The sequence below is a fragment of the Clostridium sp. AT4 genome, assembly GCF_001517625.2.
In the GTDB taxonomy this organism is placed as follows: domain Bacteria; phylum Bacillota; class Clostridia; order Lachnospirales; family Lachnospiraceae; genus Enterocloster.
On record NZ_LN999828.1, the window covers coordinates 1,753,802 to 1,776,312 of the forward strand.

Annotated in this window: 18 protein-coding genes; all 18 read right to left on the reverse strand. The window is 47.2% G+C overall.

Translation table 11 applies throughout. The features are described from left to right. Window positions 1-25: 25 nt before the first annotated feature. The 18 genes from uidA to BN3656_RS14525 all read right to left on the reverse strand — a co-directional run bounded on the left by uidA (window position 26) and on the right by BN3656_RS14525 (window position 22,496). The gene (gene uidA / locus BN3656_RS14435) at window positions 26-1,771 is read right to left on the reverse strand and encodes a beta-glucuronidase (protein ID WP_066549542.1); all 1,746 of its coding nucleotides are present in this window, start codon (window positions 1,769-1,771) and stop codon (window positions 26-28) included. Window positions 1,772-1,845: 74 nt separating this feature from the next. Next, window positions 1,846-3,225, reverse strand: coding sequence for an extracellular solute-binding protein (locus tag BN3656_RS14440; RefSeq protein ID WP_066549543.1), 1,380 nt, complete (start codon window positions 3,223-3,225; stop codon window positions 1,846-1,848). Between the two features lie 39 nt (window positions 3,226-3,264). Beyond that, window positions 3,265-4,095 carry a carbohydrate ABC transporter permease gene (locus BN3656_RS14445; protein ID WP_242963016.1) on the reverse strand — a complete coding sequence of 277 codons (831 nt, stop codon included), beginning with the start codon at window positions 4,093-4,095 and terminating at the stop codon, window positions 3,265-3,267. Window positions 4,096-4,109: 14 nt separating this feature from the next. Beyond that, entirely contained in the window at window positions 4,110-5,009 is a 900-nt protein-coding gene (locus tag BN3656_RS14450; protein ID WP_066549547.1) for a sugar ABC transporter permease, read from the reverse strand. Between the two features lie 21 nt (window positions 5,010-5,030). Further along, window positions 5,031-6,773, reverse strand: a complete 1,743-nt coding sequence (locus tag BN3656_RS14455; RefSeq protein ID WP_066549549.1) for a glycoside hydrolase family 3 N-terminal domain-containing protein — start codon at window positions 6,771-6,773, stop codon at window positions 5,031-5,033. A 45-nt stretch (window positions 6,774-6,818) separates the two neighbouring features. Beyond that, a complete protein-coding gene (locus BN3656_RS14460) occupies window positions 6,819-7,877 on the reverse strand; it encodes a LacI family DNA-binding transcriptional regulator (protein WP_167544887.1) in 1,059 nt (352 codons plus the stop codon). A gap of 432 nt (window positions 7,878-8,309) precedes the next feature. After that, complete coding sequence (locus tag BN3656_RS14470) at window positions 8,310-9,677, reverse strand: MATE family efflux transporter (protein ID WP_066549554.1); 1,368 nt, start codon at window positions 9,675-9,677, stop codon at window positions 8,310-8,312. Between the two features lie 154 nt (window positions 9,678-9,831). Next, window positions 9,832-10,455 carry a metal-dependent hydrolase gene (locus BN3656_RS14475; RefSeq protein WP_066549561.1) on the reverse strand — a complete coding sequence of 208 codons (624 nt, stop codon included), beginning with the start codon at window positions 10,453-10,455 and terminating at the stop codon, window positions 9,832-9,834. A gap of 74 nt (window positions 10,456-10,529) precedes the next feature. Beyond that, window positions 10,530-10,673 carry a FeoB-associated Cys-rich membrane protein gene (locus tag BN3656_RS14480; protein WP_081422975.1) on the reverse strand — a complete coding sequence of 48 codons (144 nt, stop codon included), beginning with the start codon at window positions 10,671-10,673 and terminating at the stop codon, window positions 10,530-10,532. Continuing rightward, a complete protein-coding gene (gene feoB / locus BN3656_RS14485; RefSeq protein WP_066549565.1) occupies window positions 10,674-13,019 on the reverse strand; it encodes a ferrous iron transport protein B in 2,346 nt (781 codons plus the stop codon). 123 nt (window positions 13,020-13,142) lie between these two features. After that, a complete protein-coding gene (locus BN3656_RS14490; protein WP_066549567.1) occupies window positions 13,143-13,484 on the reverse strand; it encodes an MmcQ/YjbR family DNA-binding protein in 342 nt (113 codons plus the stop codon). Between the two features lie 112 nt (window positions 13,485-13,596). Beyond that, complete coding sequence (locus BN3656_RS14495) at window positions 13,597-15,294, reverse strand: M3 family oligoendopeptidase (RefSeq protein WP_066549569.1); 1,698 nt, start codon at window positions 15,292-15,294, stop codon at window positions 13,597-13,599. Between the two features lie 55 nt (window positions 15,295-15,349). Beyond that, window positions 15,350-16,807, reverse strand: a complete 1,458-nt coding sequence (locus BN3656_RS14500; protein ID WP_066549572.1) for a sulfatase-like hydrolase/transferase — start codon at window positions 16,805-16,807, stop codon at window positions 15,350-15,352. A 114-nt stretch (window positions 16,808-16,921) separates the two neighbouring features. Beyond that, window positions 16,922-17,824, reverse strand: coding sequence for a dihydroorotate dehydrogenase (locus BN3656_RS14505; RefSeq protein ID WP_066549573.1), 903 nt, complete (start codon window positions 17,822-17,824; stop codon window positions 16,922-16,924). Between the two features lie 14 nt (window positions 17,825-17,838). Continuing rightward, window positions 17,839-18,624, reverse strand: a complete 786-nt coding sequence (locus BN3656_RS14510; protein ID WP_066549575.1) for a dihydroorotate dehydrogenase electron transfer subunit — start codon at window positions 18,622-18,624, stop codon at window positions 17,839-17,841. Window positions 18,625-18,671: 47 nt separating this feature from the next. Further along, window positions 18,672-19,589, reverse strand: coding sequence for an orotidine-5'-phosphate decarboxylase (gene pyrF, locus BN3656_RS14515; protein ID WP_066549579.1), 918 nt, complete (start codon window positions 19,587-19,589; stop codon window positions 18,672-18,674). Window positions 19,590-19,686: 97 nt separating this feature from the next. After that, window positions 19,687-21,783: a CocE/NonD family hydrolase gene (locus tag BN3656_RS14520; RefSeq protein ID WP_066549580.1), complete on the reverse strand. Its 2,097-nt coding sequence runs from the start codon at window positions 21,781-21,783 to the stop codon at window positions 19,687-19,689. 17 nt (window positions 21,784-21,800) lie between these two features. After that, window positions 21,801-22,496 carry a DUF554 domain-containing protein gene (locus tag BN3656_RS14525; protein ID WP_066549583.1) on the reverse strand — a complete coding sequence of 232 codons (696 nt, stop codon included), beginning with the start codon at window positions 22,494-22,496 and terminating at the stop codon, window positions 21,801-21,803. Between the last annotated feature and the right edge of the window lie 15 nt (window positions 22,497-22,511).

Below are 22,511 nucleotides of genomic sequence, written 5' to 3' on the forward strand. Positions count from 1 at the left end.
TTGACAGTTCTTATCCCAACTGTCCTTATGATATTCCTTCCCATCTTTCCTTCAGGAAATGGGCTGCCATTTTAGGACTACGGTCGCGCGTAAACACTCCCTTTTTATTACCCCCAACGCGTTTGATATTCTCTGCTGTTGCAAAATCTGCAAAGTTCCATACATGTTCACCTGTTATATATGGAAGACTGTCAAAAACCTCACCATATGCCCGCAGGAAATCAACCTGATACTCTTCGCTGAATATACGGGCATTTATATCATGGAAACCGGCAATGGTATCTGCTCCGTATTCTCCCAGCATAATAGGTTTATCGGGACACCGCTTATGAAAGCCCTCAAGCTCATCCTTTAAAAGAGCTGCTGCTCCTCTGAGATTTCCCTCCGTATCATACCAGCCGCGATAGCGGTTGATGATCAAAAGATCACAGATTTCAGCCACCTTACAGCTGACAGGGTTAGAACCTTCATATGTAACCAGTGTAGCCGGACGTTTCTGTTCATCCAATTCACGAACAAGATTTAACAATGGTTCGAAATATTCCTTTGCTCCGTCCTCCTGGCTGGCAGGCTCATTTGCAACACTCCAGATAATAACACAGGGATGATTTTTATCTCTCTGAACCATATCACGCAGGACCTGACGGTGATGCTCAGCCGTCTTAAAAAGCTTCCATGTTCCGTTGGGATTGCCTCCCAGAAGTCCTGTAGCCGTGAAGCCGGCGTTCAGTCCTACCGCAGGAGCCTCATCAATGACTAAAATTCCTTCTCTGTCACAAAGCTGAAGCATCTCTTCGCAATATGGATAATGACTGGTACGGAAAGAGTTGGCACCGATCCATTTTAACAAACCAATATCCTTTACATTGTATGCCATATCAAAGCCGCGTCCGTGAACAGGTGAATCTTCATGTTTTCCAAATCCCTTTAAATATACCGGCTTACCGTTTAAATGAATCCGGCAGTCACGAATCGATACCTCCCTGAATCCGAACACTTCAGTGTATGTATCCTTTTCTCCGTCACTTCCTGTAAGAGTAACCTCCAGACTGTATAAAACCGGATGTCCGGGTTCCCACAGCTGTACCTGATCAATCCGTCCTGTTCCTTTAAAGCCCTCGCCCGCTGCAACTTCATTTCCCGCAGCATCCAAAAGACGTACAGATACTGTTCCCTCTCCATTTGCCTTTACATCCCAGTAAAAGCTTCCGTCCATTTTTCCGTAAATACTGATATCTTCAATGTATGATTCAGGAGCAGTATAAAGGCAGACAGGACGCATAATTCCGGAATAATTGTAAAAATCAAAATTAGGAAGGTTATGAATCTCTTCCGGCAGCCCCGGAAACTTCTGATGCACCATACGGCCTGCCGGCAGCGTTGTTTCATCTACTATATTATTTACAATTACTTCCAGTTCATTTTCTCCGGCTATGGCTGTTTCCGTAATTTCAAAGGAAAACGGAAGAAAACCGCCAGAGTGTTTTCCGAGACAGGTTCCATTCAGCCATACCTCTGCCTTATGAGTTACACTTCCAAACCGAAGAAACAGACGTTTTTCCAGCATCCGGGAACTTACTGTGAACGTTCTTCTGTAATACAGATTCCCTACATGATCTGCAAAACCACGGCCTGTATAGATATCATTGTAAGAAGAAGGTACCGGCATCGGCACAATTTCGCCCTTTGCCTCCCCATCCATGAGACAAAAATCCCATACTCCATTTAAATCAAAAACCATTCTGCTTTCTGTCATTTTCGGATACAGCATAAATATTCCTCTCTTTCATTAGAATAGCAAAGGGGAAGGGGCATACCACCCCTCCCCCGATTCATTCTGCTTAATTACTTGCCTGCCTTATCCTTCATCATCTGAGTACCATTTTTCATCATGGAATCAATTACGTTATCAAGGCTTTCTGTTCCTAATAAGAATTTAGCACTTTCATCTGTCATCATAGCTGCTAACTCCTTATTGTAAGAAGGAACATTTGCATACAGATTATCCTTCCAAGCCGGATTGTTAATTACGTTCTTTAATGCTTCTACATCTACATACTTAGGATCTTCGATCTGCATATTAACGAATTCCATCTTATCGATTCCCTTTTCTGCAGAAACACTGATGCCACGGATACGCATACCCTCTGTGGTATAGAAACGGATGTAGTCATAAGCTTCCTGAGGATGCTTGGATGTCTTGCTGATGCTGTAGAAATGGGACTCTGTATAGGTAGTTCCTGGCTCTGCATCTTCCCATGCAGGAATTGGTGCAAAGGTAGTTACAAACTCGTGAGGATACTTATCCTGGTCATCCAGCTCAGGAATCATGAAGCTTCCGATTGGCAGCATTGCGATCTGTCCGTTGAAGAACTTATCACGGTAGTTCATGTTCATAGACTTAACGTCTGCATAAGGAACCTGGCACTTATCTTCATTTTCCATATCGTAACGGAACTGCAGCCACTCTTTAAACATTGGATGATCAAAGTTTACAGCCGTCATATCAGCATTGAACATTGGGTTGTCCGGATAGTTGGACCACATTCCCATGTAGTTATAATGATCCCAGGAATGGAAATAGGAACCATAGCGCTTACTTGCGCCTTCACCCTGTGTCATCTTGTTGGCATAGTCACGATAATCTGCCCATGTCCAGTCAAGCTCCGGAACAGGAAGACCAGCCTCATCCAGATAGTTCTTATTAATCAGTACAAACCATGACTTCAGATCTCCAGGAATTCCATACATCTTTCCGTCAACCTTCTGTACGATAGCATATGCGTCCTCAGGTTTTACACCTTCCTTCTCAAAGAACTCTTCCAGAGGCAGATATGCGCCGGATGCTGCTCTCTGAGCATGCTCCGGGAATGCAGATGCCATCAGGATATCCATTTCCTCGCCGCCCATTACCATCATATCTACCTTTTTGTAGTACTCTGCTGCAGTCATATCACCATAGTAGTCATATGTAATGGTTACATTAGGATGCTCTTTTGTGTAAGCCTCTGCTACCTTCTTATCCAGTTCCTTGTTAGCTGTCTGCCAGGAAACAAAGCGCAGATTAACCTGCTCACCTTCCTTGGCAGCCTCTGTGCTGCCGCCCTGAGCACTCTCTGCAGGAGCTGCTGATTCCTTTTTAGCTCCGCCGCCGCATCCTGTCAGCATTCCTGCTGTCATGGCTGCTGCCATCATGGCTGCAAAAAACCGTTTGCTTTTTTTCATTTTAAAAACCCTCCTTAAATTATATATATAATACATTTGTTAACCCTTTACTGCTCCTGTAGCAATTCCGTCTACTACAAACCGCTGACAGAACAGGAACACAATGATCAATGGCAAAATTGCGGAAACTGCCGCAGCCATGATCAGAGAATAATAACTTCCTGATTCAGAAGCAAACTGCTTCATACCAAGCTGGATCGTATAAAGTGCACGGTTGTTTAAGAATACCAAGGGAGCCTGGTAATCATTCCATGTCCATACGAATTTCAGGGTTGCCAGTGTAGCCAGAGATGGCTTGATCATAGGCATAATAATCCTGAAAAAGATAGTTACATGACCTGCACCATCAATCATGGCTGACTCAGACAGGGATTCAGGAATAGCAAGCATTGCCTGACGAAGCAGGAACACGCCGTATACACTGAACGCCAGCATAAGGATCAGACCTGCATGAGAATTGTAAAGTCCGATCTCACGCATGATAATGAACTGTGAAACGATGGTAACCTGAGGCGGGATCATCATGGTTGCAAGGTAAGCCAGGAAGATTTTGTCACGTCCCTTAAATTTTACCTTAGAAAAGCCATAAGCGCCCAGAGCAGAAACAAATACCTGAAGAAAGGTTGCTCCCAGTGTTACCTTTATGGTATTTAAGTAATACAGTCCAAAGTTATAGGTACCTCCCCAAACTTCTTTCATATTTTCCACCAGATTCCAACGGGGAGGAATCCACTGAATAGGGAAGTTAAATACATCCGCCTCTACCTTACAGGCAGTAGACATCATCCAGATCAGAGGCAGCACCATGGAAATACCCACTGCCCAGAAAATAGCTGTCAGGATTACTTTTGTAATATTGAGTTTTTTCACCTGTATGCCCCTCCTTACTCATTTGAAAACTTTGCCTGCATCTTCCACTGAACCAGTGTAACAATGAATACCAGTACGAAAAGCGCCCATGCCAGGGTATTGGCATAACCCATTTCAAAGTAATCGAAAGCAGTGCGGTATACATAGTAAGCCATAACGGAGCTGGAGCTTCCAGGACCGCCCTGGGTCAGTACACTGATCTGATCGAATACCTTGAAGGAACCGATGATACCCATAATTGTAAGGAAGAAGGTTGTAGGGGAAATCAGCGGCACTGTCAATGAAAAGAACTGACGGATCGAAGACGCACCATCTACCTTTGCAGCTTCATACACATCCTCTGGAAGTCCCTTTAAACCTGCCAGGAATACGATAGAATAGTATCCAACCTGCTGCCATACATATATGATCATGATCGATGGAAGAGACCACTTAAAGTCAGCCAGCCAGCCTGGAGGATTTGCGATTCCGATGGAACGGAAAAATTCATTCACTGGTCCGTAACTGGGCTGTAAAAGAACCATCCACACCGTACATACAGCAACAACACTGGCGATATAAGGAATGAAGATCATGGTACGCACTACACCGCCGCCATAAATGTACTTGTTGATAATAGTAGCCATTACAAGTCCCAGTGCGATCAGAACAGGCACTGTTACTGCAGTAAATATAATGTTGTTCTTGTAGGAATTAAGGAACCACTCATCTGAGAAGAGACGGATATAGTTTGCAAGACCATTAAATTTGATTCCCTCTATACCTTCCATAAAGTTCCAGCTTGTAAAGCTCAGGCACAGGGAGATTACTACAGGAATAAAGGTAAAAATCAAAAATCCCAAAAGACTGGGAAGAATAAATCCCATACCTGTAAAAAAGTCCTTGCGCGCTTTCTTTGATCCTTTTGTATTCATAGGTTAATTCCCCCTTTCTCTCTACAGCCTAGTATCCCAGCGGCCGCAGAATACGTTATCATTGCAGGTTCCTTCAAACGCCGCCTCACCAGCTGCCTTTTCAATGGTCTGACGAATTACTTCTCTGGTAGGGGCATAAGCATTAATAAAGGTTTTAGCCATAGGCACATCCAACAAATGGTTGGTATAATTTAAAGAAATAAATATGGTAGGAAGTTCTTTTACATACCACGGAATCTCCGTAGAATGACCGATGGACCACTCCAGACGCACATTATTGGCTTGAGCATATCCCTTCATATTGATAAATACAAATACCACATCGTATTTCTTTTTAAACTCTTCTACCTTTCCGATTATCACGGAACGCAGCTCAGTTTCTTTTGTAATGCCATCATCCAATACTAGATCATAATAGCTTTCATGCATGGTGGTTTCATAACCAAACCTCTCCATCTCCTCCTTTACCAGCTGCTTTACAGGATCATGCTGGTTTTTACGTGAGATAGGTGGACTGCTGATTACAAAAGCATATGCTCTCTTATGAGTTTTTGGTGTAACAGGAAGATTGTGCTGAGTATCTTTTACAAGAGTGATACTCTTTTTAGCTGCTTCTGCTGCCATAGCAAGATGTTCTGCACATCCCACAACAGAAAGCCCCTCCTTTTCAGGTATCAGCGTACCCTTCTTCTTCTTTTCGTGAAGCTTTAAAGAAGCCTTTAATCCAAGAATACGGCGCAGCGCATCTGTAAGGCGTTCTTCTGTGATGATTCCATTTCTATAACCATCCATCATGTAGCCAAAATCTTCTTCGATATCATTAAAGAAGAGGAACATATCACAGCCTGCTGCAATTGCTCCGGGCACCTGCTGACTTCTTGGCATAGCAGCTGTCATTCCAGCCATATGGGAGGCATCCGTAAGAACAAGTCCATTAAATCCAAGCTTACCTCTCAGAAGATCCGTGATCAGTTCCGGCGCCAGTGTTGCCGGCATAATATCCTCATCCTTTATACCCGGACGAAGCTTTCTGGAGTACTCCGGAAGTGCAATGTGGCCCGCCATAATGCTCTGAATTCCGCTGTCGATCATTTCCTTATAAACATGACCGAAAGTAGAATCCCACTCATCACACTCCATTGTATTTACACCCATAACAAGATGCTGATCCAGTTCCTCAATTCCATCGCCTGGGAAATGTTTGCAGCAGACAGCAAGTCCGCTTTCCCTGACACCTCTCACATATGCCTTTGCATTTTTTATTACCAGTTCAGGATCCTTGCCATATGCTCTGGTATTTACGATCGTATTGCGCCAGTTATAAAGAAGATCACAAACCGGGCCAAAATCCCAGTTGCATCCCACAGCTGCAGCTTCTCTTCCGCTCACATATCCTACGCTGTAAGCAGTACTGTCATCATCCGTAGCTCCACATGCCGCCGCCGTGGCTACATACGTTCCTCCGCCGCAGGCTCCGTCACCGCCGTTGTCGCAGTTGCACGCGATTAAAACCGGAATTTTGCTGTGTTCCTGATAAAAACGGTTCTGTTCATAAATCTTTTCTGCCGGCTCATTGCTGTAACGGCATCCTCCGATATGAAAACGATCAAAAATCTCTTTCGTCTCATCAAAATCTTTTTTTCGATCCAGCATAATAAACAGCTGCCCAATTTTTTCTTCATCCGTCATGGATGCAATCGTTTCTTCTACCCAACGGATATCTTCATCTGACAGATAGAATGGTTTCTGTTTCAGATCAACCATATACTCGTACCTCCTTGTGATGTATGTCTGCAGTTCCCCAAAAAACTATTGTTTATATATGCCACTGCCTCTGACCGCCTGACAGGAACTTCGTTCTACCAAAGCCGGTCGAAGTTTTATCCCCCGTTCCTGCTCCTTCAGGGTACGTTCCCGTTTCATACGGATCAAAAGATTAATTGCACGCTTCACATGAAGCTTGTGTGAAATCGACACTGACGTCAGTTCCACTGCAGGAACCGCACCGTTGATATCATCAAAACCTATTACTGACATCTGGTCAGGAATCGCTATTCCATATTCCATACATGCCTTGATTACTCCGTTGGCTGTTGCATCACTGGCCGCAATGATGCCATCCGGAAGCGGCTCTCCTCCCGGCCTGAGGCTTTCCCGTATCAGTTCACTTGCCTGTCCATATCCACGATCAAAACTGCTTTTATAGTTTTTATCACTCTCGTAGACCTCAATCTCTGCTCCCCACTGTCTAGCCTCATCCATAATCCCTTCCACCCGGTAACGATGAACCAGACGGTCTTCCTTGATACCAATGCAGAGAATTTTTTTACATCCTCCCCGAATCAGGCGTTCGGCTGCCAGACTTCCACCCTTGCGCTCATCACCGCACACATAGGGAATCGGGCTGTTATCCGGCATTTCATTTAATGAAACGATCGGAACGTACCGCATATACTGATACAGATTTTTGGAGCTCATATCTCCCACAGGATAAAACAGGATCCCCTCCACCTGATTACTGATCAGAAGCTTGAAATATTCCATCTCTGTTTCATAATCCCGAAAACTATTGCAGAGAAGCACCTGATAACCATACTGCTGTGCCTCGCTGGTAAGAAGCACCATCAGCTGTGCATGAAACGGACTGGTAATATCCGGCACCACAATCCCCAGCGTTCTTGTATGACGCATCGTCAATCCGCTGGCGAGTGTACTGGGTACATAGGCCATGCGTTCGCAAATTTCCAATACATGATCTCTGGTTTCCTTCCCAATTCCACCCAAGCCATTAAGCGCTCTGGATACAGTTGCAACTGAAACGCCTGCCTCTTTTGCAACATCTTTGATTGTGATTTTTTTTGACTTCATCGGCTGTCTTTTCACTCCGTTCGTAAACATTTCCCTCGTCATATATAAAGTATAACATAACCTTTCATCCGAAACTATCCGACTATTTTACGATACGTTTTGCGTAACTTTGTAAGAGGTGCACAAATTTTATGCATATTTTTTATCGCTTTCGTCGAAACTATTTTTGAATTTCCTTGTGTTTTACATTTATTTTTATCAGTTTTATCTTTTTTATATGTCTTCAAAAACAGCAGAAGGTCATTTTGCACATTTCGCAATGTGATGCACAGCTTATTCTTCCGAACGCGCCGGCAAAAGAACTGCGGCGTTATGTTCAAGGTGAATATATCTATGTCCCTCTCAAACTGGAAAACGGATGCAGCAGCCATGTGATCACAGCCGCCGCGTCCGTTTTTTGCAGGTGCAGATATTCTTAAAGTTATCTTACTTTTATGATTTATGAACTGCCGTCCCCTTCCCCAGATTTTTCTCAATCTTCTTTATTACATACAGATAGGAAATGCCTGTAAACAGACCGGCTCCCACCCAGGCGGCAGGATCGCAGGCGCAGGCCAGCCAATAGCTGTGAATATCCATAGCGATCACTGCTACGATCAGACGGGCTGCCAGCTCTACCACTCCGCCCATCATAGGCAGAAAGCCGTATCCGCAGCCCTGCATGGTATTTCGGAAGATAAAAATAGTACATAAAGGCACATAAAACAGGGTACAGATGGTTGTATACGTTCTGGCCCAGGGCATCATAGCCGCCAGATCTACCTCCCCTGAGAAGAACAGACCCAGACTTGGCCCCAGAGCTGCCGATACGACCACTGCAGATGCCACCGAATAGATTACCTCAATGATCAAAGCCGCACGGACACCCTGGCGAATTCGTCCTGCATCACCTTTTCCGTAATTCTGGCCGCTGTATACAGCCATCGTCTGCCCCATAGCTACCATTCCCTGGGTCAGCAGGCCATGGATTTTTCCGGCTGCCGTGTAGGCGGCCACCGCCTCAGAGCCAAACAGATTAATCGCTGACTGCATCACCATGGTTCCCGAGGAGGTAATGGCAAACTGCAGCGCCATGGGAATCCCCGTAGCCAGCTGATAGCGGGTATCGCCCTTGTGGAATCGCCAGTGGCGCTTTTCCGGCATCAGGGCCGGCACCTTTTTATAGATGTAGACTGCACATAATACAGCAGAAATTGCCTGAGACAGGTTAGTCGCCCAGGCAGCTCCGGCTACTCCCATTTTAAAGTTGATGATCAGGATCAGATCCAGCACTACGTTTAAACAGGCCGACAGCACCAGAAAAACAAGAGGCATACGGCTGTTTCCCACAGCTCTCAGATAGGAAGAAAACAGGTTATAAAATACATTGGCCACCATTCCCAGGCTGATAAGGGAAATATACTCATAAGCCTGCGCAAAAATGTTTTCCGGCGTATTCATCAGATGCAGCAAGGGACGCATAAATAAAAGGCTGGCTGCCGTAAAGCCAATGGCGCCGATCAGAGAAAGAAGGATACCGTTCGATACGCTCTGTCTTACCCCGTCCATCTTTTTTGCCCCGTAGCGCTGGGAGGTCAGCACGGCAAATCCGGCTGTAATGCCCTGTGCAAAGCCGTTTAATAAAAACATCACGGTTCCCGTTGATCCTACTGCTGCAAGCGCATCCGCACCCACATAGCGCCCCACAATGATGGTATCTGCCATGTTGTAAAGCTGCTGGAAAATATTTCCAATTGCAAGAGGCAGTGTAAACATGATCAGAACCCGAAAAGGGCTTCCTTTTGTCATATCCTGTTCCATTGCAGATTTCCTTTCCATTCTTACAGATTTCAGTTATGACATTGTAGCACAGGTATGAATCATTGTCACACATCAAATTAAACGAAATTTATTTTCTAACGCATTAAAATCCGTAATCTCATACAATCATACCATCCATGGATAAGCCCAGAGTTTAAAAACGGCCTGCCGCGCCCAGAACCAGCTTCCACATAATATCCCACATCTGAACCACAACAAAAACAAGGCTTCCGGTGCAGATCAACCTGTTTGCCAGCCCATCCGCAGAAAACAGCCGCAGGCAAACACCTTTTTTATATGGATAAAAAATTTCTACCGGCTTTTTATTTAACAGATCCAAAAACATGTGGGAAAGAAAGCCTGCTGCCACATAGGGGATCAGCGGAGCATACAGAAAGTAAAACGCAGCCATCAAAAACCCCAGTGCCAGGAAAGAATGGGTAAAGCTTCTGTGGGAGGACAGCTTTCCTGCAATGGTTATCACCAGAAAAATCCCAAGTCCAAGAAGCTGCCTGCTCCCCAGATGGGAACCGATATGATCCCAGATTCCGGTGCTCCATTTCCAGTCTAAAAATAAGATCACAGCCCCTAAAAGCAGGGCTGTATTTCTCACGACCCGCGCATCCCGGCAGTAAGTGCTGGACTGTACGTCCAGATCGCAGATCAGTCCACCCAGAGCTCCTCCTAAAAGAGCCTGAAGGCAGCCGCCGATAGTATCAGGGGGCGAGATCAGCACAGCGGCCCCGATCCCGGCTATCATATGTGTTTTTCCCATCATGTCGTATCATCTCCCGTCTTGTCTTTTGTCTAAAAATGGGATCTGGCAAGCCCAGATCCCACATATACGTTCTCTCAATGTCCACAGCAGCCGCTGCAGCCGGAACAGTTCCCGGAGCAGCCGCCTGTTCCATTTTTCTTATCCTTCCATAGCTTCCTCAACGCAGCTGCAAGAGAAGCAAATACCAGAAGTCCAGTTACCAGATTCCACGGATTCATTTACATCACTCCCATCAGATTTCCAATGATTTTAACGATCATAGCCGCAATCCACGCAATCCCGCACTGCCACAGTACAACTAAAACCGCCCATTTTCCGCCCAGTTCACGCTTCACAGCGGCAATCGCTGCCACACAAGGCGTATAGAGCAGGCAGAACACCAGAAGGGATGCTGCTGCCAATGTGGTAAGGGCTGTCTCTACCCCGCCTGCAAAGAGGACTTCCAGAGTAGATACCACGCTCTCTTTTGCCATAAAGCCGCTGACAAGAGAGGTAATGATCCGCCAGTCCCCCAGTCCCAGAGGCGCAAACAGCGGAGCCAACCAGCCGGAAATCACAGCCAGGATACTTCCCGATGAATCCTCTACCAGATTAAACTGGAAGTCAAAGCTCTGCAAAAACCACACAGCCACCGTAGCTACCAGAATTACGGTAAAAGCCCTCTGCAGAAAATCCTTAGCCTTTTCCCATAAAAGCTGGCTTACATTTTTAACCCCCGGCAGACGGTAGTTGGGAAGCTCCATTACAAAAGGAACCGCCTCCCCTTTAAATAGGGTGCTCTTAAATAAGACTGCCGCTAAAATACCCACCAGAATTCCCAGAATATAAAGGCCTGTCATAATAAGGCCGCCATGTCCCGGAAAAAAGGCGCTGACAAAAAAGGCATAGATCGGAAGCTTTGCCGTACAGCTCATAAAGGGTGTTAAGAGAATGGTCATCTTACGGTCCCTTTCGCTTGGAAGCGTCCGGGTCGCCATCACTGCAGGAACAGTACAGCCAAAACCGATGAGCATAGGCACGATGCTCCGGCCGGAAAGGCCGATCTTTCGCAGCAGCTTATCCATAAAGAAGGCAACTCTTGCAATATATCCGCTGTCTTCCATCATGGACAGGAAAAAGAACAGCGTTACAATAATCGGAAGGAAGGAAAGCACAGAACCTACTCCGGAAAAGATACCGTCAATCACAAGGCCGTGAAGAACCGTATTTACATGAGCTGCTGTAAGAGCTCCGTCCACCCACTCTGTCAGAGCCGTGATGCCTATTTCCAGAATCCCCCGAAGCCATGCTCCGATCACATTAAAGGTCAGGTAAAAGACCGCAGCCATAATTCCGATAAAACAGGGGATCGCCGTATACTTTCCAGTCAGAACCTGATCAATTCTCCGGCTTCTGATATGCTCCCTGCTCTCTCTTGGCTTTACCACGGTTTTTTCGCAGATCCGTTCAATAAAGGAAAAACGCATATCCGCCATGGCTGCGCTGCGGTCAAGCCCCCGTTCCTTTTCCATCTGTAAAATGATGTGCTCTAAGGTTTCCTCTTCGTTCTGATCCAGCTTTAACTGCTTTAAAATCAGCGTATCGCCTTCGATCAGCTTAGAGGCTGCAAATCGCAGCGGGATTCCCGCGCTCTTTGCATGATCCTCAATGAGATGGCAGACCGCATGGATGCCTCTGTGCACGGCTCCGCCAAATTCATTTTCATCACAAAAATCCTGACGCCCCGGACGTTCCTGATATCTGGCAATGTGAATTGCATGCTTTACCAGCTCATCCACACCCTGATTTTTTGCCGCAGAAATCGGTACTACCGGAACTCCCAGCATGGCTTCAATCCCGTTTACATCAATGGTGCCTCCGTTTCCTGTGATCTCATCCATCATATTTAAGGCAATTACCATGGGAACATCCATTTCCAGAAGCTGCATGGTAAGATACAGGTTGCGTTCAATATTGGTAGCGTCTACAATATTGATGATCGCCTTCGGCCTGTCCTCCAGCACAAAGTTTCTGGATACGATCTCCTCATTTGTATAGGGAGACATAGAATAAATACCCGGAAGATCCGTAATCCGCGTATTGGCATACCCCCTGATGGGGCCATCCTTGCGGTCTACCGTAACGCCGGGGAAATTCCCCACATGCTGATTGGCTCCGGTAAGCTGGTTAAACAGAGTGGTTTTACCGCAGTTCTGGTTGCCTACCAGGGCATATGTAAGAATTTCACCCTCAGGAAGGGGATTTCCCTCTCCCTTCACATGATATTTTCCATCCTCTCCCAGGCCGGGATGAACACTGTTGTTAATATTTTTTGCCCCCTCATGGCTGCGGGTACGGATGTCAATGGGTTCAATCTCGATCTGATCCGCATCATCCAGGCGCAGAGTCAGCTCATAACCGTGGATCTGCAGCTGCATGGGATCTCCCATGGGCGCCAGCTTCACAGCCGTTACCTCTGCTCCCGGTATCACCCCCATATCCAAAAAATGCTGGCGCAGAGCGCCTTCCCCGCCAACTGCCTTTATGACAGCACTCTTTCCTATTTCCAAATGCTTCAGTGTCATTTTTCTTTGTCCTTTCTCATACTCTGAAACGACGTTCATCTGTATTCTTGCGAAGTTAGTTTATGATAATTTTTATCATTTGTCAAGCACGCTTTGTTTAAGCTAACTATAAATCGAATCATTTTACTGCTTCTTTCCCCCACCGATCAGATCATAGCTTTCCCCTATCATCCTCTTTATGATTTCATCCGGAATCCTCCCGTCTAAAGGGATTGAATTCCAGTGCTCCTTATTTTGATGGTATCCCGGCTGTATGGAAGGGTATGCCTTTCTCCAAAATCCTCTCCATTGAGGATCAACCTTTACATTCACCCACATAGTCCCATTTCTCTCATACGTCCAGGCAAAGGCTTTACGATTCTTTTTATATCTAAGAAGTACCCAGTTCGGATCGTGAAACGGCGTATCTATATACACATCCTGAAAGGTCATTCCATAATCTAATACCTCTCTGCGTTCTTTCATGTGAAATCTTCTTTTCTCCTTCCCTTTTCTGCAAAACAAACACTCTGCCAAAAGCATACAGCAAAGCAGAAGATTCCGCTAGCCACAGAATCTTCTGCCAAAATCACTCCGCTTATAAATAATCTGTTTCCATCTGATTATAAATTTCTTCCAACTCTGCCGCAATCCGCCGGATGATTCCCGGCTCAAAGGGGGAATCCAGACCTGCATCCTTTAACATACAGGTAAAAAAGTCTGAAGCACTGGCTTCGCAAAACGCCAGATAGCTTTTCCAGGCTGCTCTGTAGTCCTTCTGCATCCAGATCTTATACTGAAAGGCATTCGTCTGAGCAATTACATAATCAATGTAATAAAATGGGAAGCTGTAAATATGGTGCTGGCGCTGCCAGAAGCCGCCTTCTGAATAAAAGGAAGATTCTTCCTCATAGGTCAGGTGGGGCTTGTACTGCTTTTCTAATTTTTTCCAGATATCCTTTCGCTCTGCCGGAGTCATTTCCGGATGATCGTATACAATGTGCTGAAATTCATCTACCATACTGCCATAGGGGATAAATACTACCGCATCCTCCAGCTGGGATTTTAAGAAATCCCCGGCCCTGCTGCCAAAGAACTGCTCCATCCACGGATTCGTAAAAAACTCCATAGACATGGAATGGGTTTCTGCCGTTTCCATCGTAATATCGGAATGCTCCATAATAGGATCTTTTCCTGAAATATACCCCTGAAATGCATGGCCGCACTCATGGGTCACTACATCCACATCCCCGGCGGTTCCGTTAAAGTTGGCGAAAATAAAAGGAGCATGATAATCAGGCAGATAGGTCATATACCCTCCCACCTGCTTATGGGGACGGGCAAATACATCAAACAGATCCCCTTCCATCATAAAGTCGAAAAATTCTCTGGTTTCAGGGGATAATTCCTCATACATTTTCTGCCCGCTCTTTAAGATTTCCTCCGGGGTTCCCGTTGGTTTGGGACTTCCCTCCGGAAAGCTTAAGCCCTCGTCCATGTGGTACAAGGTGTCAAGACCCAGACGTTTCCTGCGGTTTTCCCACATTTTTTCCGCAAAGGGCACCCAGTCCTTTTTAATCTGCTCCCGGAACTGCTCTACCTCTTTTCTTCCGTAGCTGTTGCGGTTCATACGACAGTAGCCCAGATCTGTATAGGTCTCAAAGCCGAGCTTCTTTGCCTGCGCCGTACGGTTTTTTACCAGCTTATCATACAGTTCATCCAGCTGGTCTGCAATCCCCTCATAAAACGCATTCACCTTTGCAGCCGCCTTTTTCCGGATTTCCCGATCCTCATGGTTTAAATATGGCGTCATCATGGAAAGATTAAGGAGTTTTCCCTTCCAGTCAATCTTTGCGCCGGCAAGCAGTTTTTCGTACTCTGTCACAAGGGCATTTTCTTCCTGCATCAAAGGGATCACTGCCTCGCTTACAGACTTTGCCGCAAGCTCAATATTTTTAAATGCAGGCCCGCCGATGACCAGCTCCAGCTCCTTGCGGTATGGAGAAGCAAAGAGGAGCTTCTTATACTGCACCTCCTGATTGGAAAATGCGGGCATTTCCTGGTCATAATACGTTTTCTCTTCCTCATAAAAGGGATCTGTGGTATCAATACTGTGACGGATTTCCGCCAGAGTAGCCTGGGTTTTGATGCGGCCCATCAGCTTATAGTAGCGTCTGTGGACCTCCATCTGTTCCTGAGGCGTACCGGCTTCCTGAAAAGCCTTTATAATAGAGGAAAGCTCCTCTTTGGCGGCATCAAAATCAATCCGTTCATAGGGCATTTCACTGAATTTCATGTTGGGTTCCTCCTGTTTATGACTAGTATGGATCATTTTTATTTTATCATTCCTGTCAGCTTCCAGCCGAATCCTTTGAAACAGGCATAACCACCGGCCAGTGAAGCCCCCTCTGATTGGAAAAACCATAATCTGCCTTTTCCCTGTATTTCGGCGCCTCTACGCCTGTCAGTTTTCCGTCCGAAATCCAGTTTACATCTTCTCCGTACAGCTGCTGCATCAGTTCCTTTTCCAGCGCTTCCTGTATCTGCCTTACCTCAGACCTCCCTGACAGATCTTTCATTTCCATTGGGTCCTGTTCAAGATCAAAGAGCTGAATCCTGTTTCCCCATGGATAATAAATGAGTTTAAAGCGTCCGTCATGGATCATGCGCGTAGCTCTTGGCCCCTCGCTTATTTCTCCAAACAGAACCTGACGCTTTCTCTCACCAAACAGATTTTCCCCTTCTGACGTATCCGGCACCGGAATTTTGCAGAATTCCAGAAGGGTAGGCATAATATCCTCCAGACAGGCCAGACGCGTATCCTTCTTTCCCCTCAGGGAAGCTACAGGCTTTCCTGAAAAGAGCAGCGGTATATGGGATGAATTTTCATAAAAACTGCGTTTCCCCGCCATCTTATGCTGGAACAGCATTTCCCCATGGTCGCTGGCAAACACAATCAGTGTATTATCCAGTATTCCATTTTCCCTCAGCGCTCCCAGTACCAGACGAATCTGATGATCAATCAGAGTACACTGGGCAAAATAGGCTTTCTTTGCCAGCTTTATCTCTCTGTCGCTGTAATGCCTGCCGGATTCTGTCATTTCCTTCATGATAAAGCTGTCGTCAACCCAGTCTCCTGCTGGCGGCAGAGTAATATCCTCGTCTTTATACATATCCAGATATTCCTTCAGCGGAACCAGCGGCGGATGTGGAAACTGATAGGACAGATAAAAGAAGGAAGGACGTGTAGGATCTCTCCTTTGAATCTGCCGCACCATCTGTGCCGTAGTCCACACGGTAGGATGCATCCGTCTTTCAAGGGGCCATGGAGTCGTATAATATGTATTATTTCCCATAGCATGAGAAAACTCCTGCCCTACCGCTCCGTTTTCCGCCAGCCATATCTGATAATCGTCCAGAACGCCAAATTCATAGCGTCCCTCTTCCTGAAGAATCACCTCATTAAAACCAATACGGTTTCTCTGGGGATACACATGAAGCTTTCCCACTGCCACAGTCTGATATCCGGCATCCGAAAATGCCTGGGCCAGTGTTTTCGCTTCCGGCATCTTCATCCGGTCGCTGTATACCCTGTCACCATGGCTTCTGGGGCTCATACCTGTCATCAGACTCCGTCTGGCCGGTATACATACCGGACAGGTGCTGTAGCAGTTTGTATAAATCACCCCGTCTCTTGCCAGCTGGTCAATGGTGGGAGTCATAATTTCACTGCACCCTCTATACCCCATAAAATTCTGAGACCATTGATCTGTCTGTATAAAAAGTACGTTATATCTCTGATTGTCCATGCCCTTCTCCTTTCGAGTGCTGCTTCCCCCCTGTAAAAGCGTCTGTCAGTGAAAGCCCGCCGGATTCTGACTCCCGCGGGCTTTCGTCATCGTTTCTATCCCTGCTTCGGCTGCTTATTTCACAGCGCCGATCAGTTCTTTTATATCCTCTATTCCGTGGCGTTCCATATATGCCCGGATACCGTCTACGGTCTCCACAGTTGCATATGGATTGTGGAAATTGGCTGTTCCAATGGCTACAGCCGTAGCACCTGCCAGAATAAACTCCAGAGCATCCGCTGCATTGGCAATACCGCCCATTCCAATAATAGGGAGCTTAACCGCATTAGCTGCCTGATACACCATGCGCACTGCCACCGGCTTGATAGCAGGGCCGGAAAGTCCGCCTGTTTTGTTGGCTACGGCAAAGGTACGGCGCTCCACGTCAATTTTCATTCCCGTTATGGTATTGATCAGGGAAATCGCATCTGCACCGCCTGCCTCAGCAGCCTTTGCCATCACGGTAATATCTGTCACATTGGGACTGAGCTTCATAATAATCGGCTGCTTTGCATGAGCCTTTACTGCCTTTGTAATCGCCTCAACCGCCTTTGGGTCCTGACCGAAAGCAATTCCCCCCTCTTTTACATTGGGGCAGGAAATGTTGATCTCCAGCATATCCACCGGCTCTTCTCCCAGACGCTCTACTACCTCAATGTAGTCCTCTGTGGAACGGCCGCAGACATTCACAATAATTTTTGTATCGTATTTCTTCAAAAATGGAATATCACGCTTTGCAAATACGTCAATTCCCGGATTCTGCAGACCAATGGCATTGATCATACCGCCGTAGGTCTCCGCGATTCTGGGAGTGGGATTTCCGGGCCAGGGTACATTTGCCACACCCTTGGTCACAACGGCGCCCAGACGATTTAAATCTACAAATTCACTGTATTCCATACCGGAGCCAAAGGTTCCGGAGGCTTCCATCACCGGATTTTTAAATTCCACTCCGGCGATATTTACACTCATATTCACAGGGCCGTCCTCCTTTACAGTTCAATCTCATCTGCCAGGAATACAGGGCCGTCCTTGCAGATACGCTTATTGTGCACCTGAGAATGCTCGTCCTTTTCCTTTGACTGGCAGACACAGGCCAGACAAGCGCCCACGCCGCAGGCCATCTTCTCCTCCAGAGAAATCCAGCACTGGATGCCATGCTCTGCTGCATATGTTTTTAAGGCGCGGAGCATGGGAGTTGGGCCGCAGGCATAGATCACATCTGCGGTCAGTGCATGTTCGCGGATGGCGTCCAGTACATTTCCCTTTGTACCGCGGCTTCCGTCCTCTGTAGCCGTGTAAACCGGGCCGTAAGCCTCAAATTCATCCTTTAAAAACTGCTGGCTGTCACGATAGCCGATCACAGACTGAACCATCTCAGAGCCGTTCAGGGCGCTTAACTCCTTTGCAAGCTGCAGCATGGGAGGAATACCAATGCCGCCGCCGATGAGGAAGGCCTTCTTCCCTTCCAGAAGAGGGAAGCCATTTCCCAGAGGGCCCAGGATATCAACGGTATCTCCCGCCTTCAGAGCGGAAAACTCCTCTGTCCCTGCTCCTGCCACTCTGTATACCAGACGCAGTTGTCCAGACTCTTTATCGATGCCGCAGAGACTGATGGGTCTTGGAAGCAGACGGGAACCGTCCTTTGAATAAACGGACACGAACTGTCCTGCTGCCGCCTGGGATGCAATCTCATCAGCCTGCAGCCTTAAATCATAAATGCCTTCAGCCAGCTGTTCCTGTGAAACAACTGCGGCTGTCATTTTTAACTTTGCCATGAAACTTTCTCCTATTTCCTGTTTTCGCTCAAACGCCGGAATTTATCTTACAGTACGCTGTTGATATCAGCTGCCATATCAATCACAGCCTGTCTGGATGCCTCGGCAAAATTCTCAGCGCCGAACTTCTTATACTTCTCCTGCTTATAGGCTGCGATAATGCCCCTGGAGGAATTTACGATAGCTCCTAAGCCGTCCTTGTTAAAGCAGTGCTTTAAGTCCTCAGCCGTACCGCCCTGAGCGCCGTATCCCGGTACCAGGAAATAGGTATGAGGCATCAGGTTTCTTAAAATGCGGCTCATCTCCGGATAGGTTGCGCCTACCACTGCGCCTACATTGCTGTATTCGCCGTCCATGGAAGCATTGCCCCACTCTACCACCTTCTCTGCCACCCACTCATACAGCGGACGGCCATCGATCAGGCGGTCCTGGAACTCGCCGCTGGAAGGATTGGAGGTCTTAACCAGAACAAAAAGACCTCTGTCATGGCTATTGCATACATCTACAAATGGCTTCACGCCGTCTGTTCCAAGATATGGATTTACGGTAAGAAAATCTGTATCAAAGGCGCTGTAGGTCTTGGAACCCACCTGTACGCTGCCGATATGACCGGCGGCATAAGCAGCAGAAGTAGAGCCGATATCGCCTCTCTTTGCATCGCCGATTACAACCAGTCCCTTTTCCTTACAGTAATCTACGGTTCTCTTATAAACCTTTAAGCCCTCAATACCGAACTGCTCGTACATGGCAATCTGCGGCTTTACAGACGGGATCAGATCAAAGGTATGATCTACGATTTCCTTATTAAACTGCCAGATCGCCTCTGCCGCTCCCTCTAAGGTCTCGCCGTACTGCTCAAAGGCTGCTGCCTGAATATGCTCCGGAACATAGGAGAGCATAGGGTCTAAGCCTACGCAGATCGGAGCCTTGGTTTTCTGTATTTTTTCAATTAACTGACGGATCATAATATCCTCCTCTTATCTTGTGATATGTTATAATTCTATCACAGTTTTTACCGTCTGAACAGTACCCATTTTCCCCGAAACCCGTATGCAGAGGCGCTTACTTTTTCTCTCTCATCATCACCACTGCAGACGGAGTTTCTCCTCCCCGATGCACCGTAACATGGGCCCGTCTCACACAGGTGCTGTCAAAGCCGTCCTCTGTATTGCTGTTGGGGAAAATAAAATTTTTGCCGCTGGATGTAACGGTCAGCCGGAGGCTGTGCCCCGGAAGGAAGGTATTTGATATCTTTGTCGTGCGAATGGTGATATCATAAATCCGGCCCGGCTCCAGATACTCGGCTTTTTCAAAGCCATTTCTGTATTTTGCTCCCAGAACGCCGTCTGCCAGCTTGATGGAGCGGCCGGTTTCATCCACATCCGTAATCCGCACCATAAAATCCGTATCCGGACAGTCGCAGGAAACATACAGCTTCACTGCCAGTTCTCCTGTAACGGTAAAGGCTTCTTCAAATGGCTTTGTGGTATAGGAAAGCATATCTTCCCGCTGTTCCACCGCCGTATAATCCTCCGGAACCTCCAGTTCATTTTCTGACATATCGATAACATGGATGGAAGGATCTTTGGGATCATAGAGATAGGAATCCTTCCCCCTGATTTCAGGAGCCTCAAAATACAGGTCTCCCCGGCCGCAGGCAATTCCAGTTCCGCCAGCCGCACCATCCGTCTCTCCCCCCAGATAAAGAAACATCTGCTCTGTATCCGCAGGCGGCCAGCTTTCTCCCGTCTTCCATCTGTTCTCACCTACGGTATAGTATTCCAGAGCCGAGGTCTTTTCAATGCCGTTTTCCACATCCTTTAAAAAATGCTCCAACCACTTCATGCAGAGGATATCCATATCATAGCGCAGGGCATCCGGGCCCATATGGACACCGTGAAGGTCATAATCTGCATTTCCGCTGTGCTTCCAGGGGCCAAGCACTGCCTTCCAGGTGCCCTCCGGCCAGTCCTTTACCAGCTCCAGAGCCTCAGTCGTACCCATTCCATTATCATCAAACCAGCCGGACATGATCAGAGCCGGAACCGGTCCGCCTTTATAATTCAGCTGCCAGTTCCCCTTTTTCCAAAAAGCGTCCTGGTCTTTATGCTTCAGCCATTCAGTCAAAAAAGGCAGTTCCCGGCCCAGAGCCCTTTTCGGAATATCCTCAATGGGCCGGATATCCAGAATCTCATCCCAGTTATCCTGCACCATCAGATCCGGCCGCATCCTCTGCTCCGACACGGAAAAACACCAGGCCAGCATACCGGAATCAAAGCAGCCGCCCCGTCTGGGAAGGTCTATAAAAGCACTTCCTGCACACACGCTAGAAAGCATGGCCTTCAGATGGGGATTTCCGCTGGCAGCCGCTGCCCACTGGACGTATCCCAGATAGGAGCCTCCGGTCATTCCCACCTTCCCGTCGCTCCAGGGCTGTGCAGCGATCCAGTTTAAGGTATCGTCACCGTCCTCGATCTCATAATACTGAGGCATCCATTCTCCAGTGCTGTCCTCCCGCCCTCTTACATCCTGAATTACCACCGCATAGCCTCTCTGAACAAAGCGGAAATACCCTTCTGCTCCCCGTTTTTTTCCGTAAGGAGTGCGGATGAGAACAGTGGGAAACCGCTGTCCCTCTGAGGGCAGATACACATCCGAAGCCAGCCTTTCCCCATCTCTGGTCTTTACAAAATCTGTTCCCAGAAAGCGGACGCCAAAACACCTTCTGTCGGGATACACCTCCTCCCAGGCTTTAAGAATGGTCCTCTCTTCCATGCCTTCCCTTACCAGAACGGCTGTATAATCACGGCCGCTCATTAAAACGGCCCAGATTTTTCCATTTTCATAGAAAAGGTCCGTAGGGAATTTTTTATCTCTCTGGATATAGGCTTCTCCCCGGCGGTCTGTAAAACGCGCTCCATTCAGAATAAAGGTTTCCTGCTTCTGTGCTATTTTCTCCTCATAAGCCGCCTTCTTTTCAAAAAGATAAGCAATGCTGCGGCTGCACAGCTTCTGCAAAAACTCATTTTCTTTTTCCCCGAATGGCTTTTCTTCACCAAGACGCCCTGTTTCCATATTCAGGACTTGAGCCGTCAGAGTTTCCTTTTCTTCCCGAAATTTTGCATAAAGAATACCGGAAAAATAAAAGTTCCAGATCATATTTTATCAGCCTCCTATCATCGCATCCAAAATCCCGTCACCGTCAAAAAACCAATCACCACCGGCGGCACCAAAAGAGCCGGGAGCAGATTCAGCGTACGGATCTGCTTGATCCCTAAAATCCCCAGACCGCTGCTTAGGATCAGGATTCCGCCTATCAGGCTGATCTCCGTCATCAGCGCATCTGTGATAAAGGGCTCAATGAGTCCTGCCAGCAGATAGATGCTCCCCTGCCAGCAAAACAGTACAGCCGCCGCAATGGCGATGCCGAAACCAAAGGTAGAGCTGAGCACCGTAGAGGTGATGCCGTCCAAAATGGCATTGGTATATAAAAAGGTATTGTCACCCAGAAGGGCGCTCTGCATGGGGCCAAGAATCGAAAGAGTACCGGCACAGAACAGCAGGATCGCGGTGGAAAGTCCCTGGGACAGATTGGAGCCGCCGAAAAGCTTTCCCACCACCCGGTCAAAGGCGGATGCTAGATCCAGCCTTGTTCCCATCAGCCCTCCTATGGCCAGACTTACAATAAACAGTACATGATACTCTGATTTTGGCATAGCTTCTACAATGGAATTGATCCCCAGAGCCGTGGCTGCCAGCCCCATGGAATCCATCATCACAGTTTTATATTTTTCCCCGATCCCCCTTTTTAAGGTGCTTCCTGCCACGCTTCCTGCGAGGATCGCGCCGGCATTGGCAATGGTTCCTAACATCGTTCATCCCTCCTG